This window comes from uncultured Meiothermus sp., assembly GCF_937863175.1.
Taxonomy (GTDB): Bacteria; Deinococcota; Deinococci; order Deinococcales; family Thermaceae; genus Meiothermus.
Genome location: NZ_CALMCQ010000079.1, coordinates 1 through 4,189 on the forward strand (window position 1 = coordinate 1; position 4,189 = coordinate 4,189).

Annotated in this window: 5 protein-coding genes; all 5 read right to left on the reverse strand. The window is 54.8% G+C overall.

All coding sequences use genetic code 11. The annotated features are described in order from the left end of the window. Positions 1-1,161 (reverse strand): sugar transferase (locus tag Q0288_RS03085; RefSeq protein WP_299427016.1); only part of this gene is annotated, 1,161 nt, incomplete at its 3' end. Between the two features lie 52 nt (positions 1,162-1,213). Further along, positions 1,214-2,128 carry a glycosyltransferase family 2 protein gene (locus tag Q0288_RS03090; protein ID WP_299427019.1) on the reverse strand — a complete coding sequence of 305 codons (915 nt, stop codon included), beginning with the start codon at positions 2,126-2,128 and terminating at the stop codon, positions 1,214-1,216. Continuing rightward, positions 2,125-3,054 (reverse strand): glycosyltransferase family 2 protein, encoded by a 930-nt coding sequence (locus tag Q0288_RS03095; protein ID WP_299427022.1) that lies wholly within the window; start codon positions 3,052-3,054, stop codon positions 2,125-2,127. The genes Q0288_RS03090 and Q0288_RS03095 overlap by 4 nt, the downstream gene beginning before the upstream one ends. 84 nt (positions 3,055-3,138) lie before the next feature. Then, entirely contained in the window at positions 3,139-3,975 is an 837-nt protein-coding gene (locus tag Q0288_RS03100; protein WP_299427025.1) for a glycosyltransferase family 2 protein, read from the reverse strand. After that, the coding region (locus tag Q0288_RS03105) for a hypothetical protein (RefSeq protein ID WP_299427028.1) at positions 3,972-4,189 on the reverse strand (218 nt) is incomplete at its 5' end. The genes Q0288_RS03100 and Q0288_RS03105, both read right to left, overlap by 4 nt.

Genomic DNA, 4,189 nt, shown 5'->3' on the forward strand with positions numbered 1-4,189 from the left:
GGTGCGGCGCAGCCAGGCCCCCACACGGGTGATGCGGGGGTCGCGCCGTAGCTTCTGGTCGCGCTCCCACTCGGCTCTGAGGGCAGGGTCTTGCTTCAGGGCCTGGCACAGCACCTCGTCGGCATTCTGCACCATGGTGCGGAACTTCAGCGCCCGGAAGCGCCGACCGTCCTTGCCCAGGCGCTCGTGGGCAAACCCCACGGGGCCGCTCGAGTCCAGCCGGATCAGGAGGGCAATCAGGGCCAGCAAGGGGAGCAGGAGCAGCCCGCCCACCAGCACCCCCATCAAGTCCAGGCCCCGCTTCAGCCACCGCGCCGAGGGTTGCAACAGGTTGTGGCGCAAATCCAGGCCCAGAATCCCGCCCATATCGGTGGCCGAGACCCAGAGGCTGGCCATGCCAAACAGATCGGGGATCAGGGTCAGCTTGGGGAATGCGCTGCCGTAGCGCTCGATAACCTCGAGCAGGCGCGGTCGGGAAATCCCCGGAATGGCCAGCACCGCATGCCGGACTCCCCACTCCCGCGCAAGTTTGGGTGCAAGCGCCAGCCCCCCCAGCACGGGGATACCCCTGCACTCCCCCTGCTTGGTATGGTCGTCGTCCAGAAAAGCCACCGGCTTGAAACCCAGTCCGGGCTGGCGTTGCATGGCCCTGGCGACCTCCTCTCCGGTCTTGCCTGCGCCCATAATTACCACCGGGTAGCCCCACCAGGGCTGCGCCGCGAACCAGTGACGCAGGAGCGCCCTGGTGAGCGGAACCCCCACCAGGCTGAGCACCCAGGCCACCAGGAAGATGGCCCTCGAGAAGGTTTCGGCTTCTTTGAACAAAAACGTGGTGGAACCCAGCAGCAGATAGACCGTAGTGGTAGCGGTAAAGACCCGGCGAATCTCCTCGGGAACGCTCAGACCCACGCCGGGATAAAGCCCCAGCAGGGCATAGACCGCCACAAACAGCACCAGCGCAGGCCAGAGCTGCCAGTAGGTCTGGAGCTCGAATACTCCTCCCAGCATGAAGCGAACCCAGACCGTTCCAGCCATCAGGGCCGTGAGGGTGAGGACATCGCCCGCTACGAGCGTGGCAATGGTGAGCCAAGGCTTGCTGGCAACCACAGCATTCGACCTGGCTACAGGATAGGGCAAAACCCTGGGAATACGGGACTGCATCCCCCAGAGGGTAGCGTATACACTCCAATTTTCTGGGCTAAATGACGCAGGTTCAGGGGTGGGTGTCCCAGAAGCGCCGATGCAGGCTCAACCTCCGTCTAAGCGGCAAGGGTATCTGACCATACCGGCGGCCCATCTGGTAGGCCAGGAACTTGAGGGTGGCCTCGAACCAGCTATATAGAATCCAGCCCCAGGCACCTTTTTGGGCCAGGTGAATGGTCATGTGTCGCACCAACCGAAAGCCTTCTCCACTGGTTCTGGCCCCTGCCAGCATCTCCCCTGCCTGGCTCACAAACACCCCTACATCGAACAGACGGCGAAACTGCTGCACAGGGCTGTAGTTGTGCGAATGCAACACCCTGGCCTCGGCACTATAGGCCACCGCATGGCCTGCGCGGAGCAACTGGGCACACAAATATACATCCTCGTCCACAATCACCCAGTCGGGGTAGCCCCCCATCGCCCAGAACACCTCGGCCCGCACCGCCGAGGCCACGTCGGAGTAGAAGAAGGTTTTGAAGCCTTTGTGTGGAAGCTGTGCGAGGGTTTGCAGGTGGCTCTGGGCGGGGTAGTTGAACTGTCGTCCAAAGGCTTCGGGGGGGTTGGCGCCGGGATAAGGGATTTGACGGGCATAGGCTGCCACCGCCCTGCCCTGTTCGATGGGCTCGATCAGCTTTTGCAGAAAGGATTCGTCCACAGGCAGGGCATCCTGGGTCATGAAAACCAGGATTTCGCCCTTCGCCAGCCGGGCTGCGCGGTTGCGGGTTCCACCGTGGTTAAACTCGGACTGGGGAATTACCTCAACCTGGCAGCCCGCCTCTTTGGCAATTGCCGCCGTCTGGTCGGGAGAGGAGGAGTCTATGACGATGATCTCGAGGGGTTTGAGGGTTTGTTGCCAGAGCGCTTGGACAACGGGACGAATATGGCGCCCAGCCAAAAGAGTCGGAATTACAATACTGGTCTTCATACCGATAACCAGAACCCTAGATTGCGCACCCAGCCGGTATAGGCAATCCGGTTTCGCACCAGAAAAGCTCGCTTTGAAAGAGGTCCCAATTCGTTTAGTCTTCCGTACTGAATTATGGCCTTAGGGGTCAAATCTCCAAAACGCTCTGAAAAGGCCCTGGCCTGTCTTTGAGCCTTCTCAATACTCCTTTTGGCTTCTACCGCTTTACGCACAATAGTTCGCCAGTCCCAGGCATTTGCGCCGGTATGGTTGCTCATGTGTTGCCTGTAACGCACTGTAGGCTCAGGAAAAGCTTCCAAATGTCCAAATGCCGCTGCCACAAGCGCCAACCACCAGTCATGCATGATGGCTTCTTCAGGAATCGGAAGTGCTTTTTGATACAAAGCTCGGTTAATTAACGTTGCGCATCCAGTCACCGAATTCTGCACTAGCAAAGTATTCCAACCTTGGCCAGAAGCTGGACTGAGATACTGGTACTTCCAGAACGATTTCGCAATTGTGCTAAGGTCTTTATCTACGACCTCTAGATCACTATGCACCAGGATTGGAGTGTTCGACCCCATAGAGGTTTCGAGTCGAAGCATCTTTTGCATTAGAACTTCAATCTTGTTTGGCATCCAAACATCATCTTGATCGCAAAACATCACATATGGTGCAGAAGCATGCTCCAACAAGCGAGCAAAATTGCTCTTTGCGCCCTGGCCACTCATGTCATCTTCGAGTAGCCTAAATCGCTCTGGATACTTTTGCGAGAAAGCTCTGAGTATTTCCAGGGTGCTGTCAGTGGAACCGTCATCACGTGCAAGGATTGACCAGTTCGTATAGGATTGTGCTCTTAGCGATTCAAGCTGATCAAATAAATATTCCGCTCCGTTAAAAGTCGCCATCAGTATCTCTACATGATTACCGTTCAACGAACACCTCACCCTATCGTATTTGAGCGGAAGAAAGGCAGCCTAGCATCCTGAGTAAAGAGGAGCGAGGCCAATATTAAGCACCAGCAAGTCCAGCTAATTTCCAAGCCACCCTTTCATATACCCACGAGCAGCTACCACTTTCCTCTGCCCGAAGCATTTTTGCCCTCGAAAACCCCAGTATGCAGCCGCCAACAAGCTTCGCATAACAACATAGACAATAAACCAAATGGGGTAATCGTGTTTTCGAATGACCCGACCAGTTCCCATGGCGTACTTGTGTAATTTTTCCAATGCTGACGCGCCACATTCTTCTTGATTAGAATTTGGGTGCCAGATCACTAGTTTTGGATGATAAAAAACCCTGAAGCCTTCCTCAATTGAGCGTAGCACGTAGTCCACGTCTTCGCTCGAGCCCCAATACGCACCTACCCCTAGCTCTTCATCGAAACTCCCAACCTGCTCTATTACCTCTCGACGAAAAAACATTGCGGTTGAAGATACACGCCTTCCCACACTCCACTTATCCACAAACCCTTCCTTACTATCAAATCGGAGTGCATAATTCTTCCCAAAACGATCTTCCCAGCGGCCAAGCACGACCTGAGTTTCTGGCTGCAGGACTAATATCTCCTCTATCTGACTTAGAACTGCCCTCGGATACTCACAATCGTCATCAGGAAAAGCAACAACTTCCCCATTGACATATTTCAAACCCTCATTGCGAGCCCTAGACAAACCCAACGGTGCAGTAAGGTAGGTTATCTGGAAACTGGATTGATAGGTACTTAGCAGCGGTTCAGCCAGCCTATCTGTGCTCTGGTCTACAACTATGAGCTCTATTTCGGCGTGATTCTGATGCTTTAGAGATTCCAGAAATCGCTCGAGTTCGTGAACTCTTCCCACAGTTGCTAGTACAAAAGAGAACTTCACAGCACAACCTCGATGAAAGGCAAATTGGACCAAGGTACATTACTCAATGAAACTTGCCCGGATGCATTCAAGCCGACATCAGCTGTATTTATACCATAGGTACGGCTTTCAAGGGGCGCAAGCAGGTCAGTAGTTCGCCAAACTCTACCACTTCCTTGATTTGGATGAAATGTTGCCAGGTGCAAGATATCCATGCCTCTTCCTATCAACGACG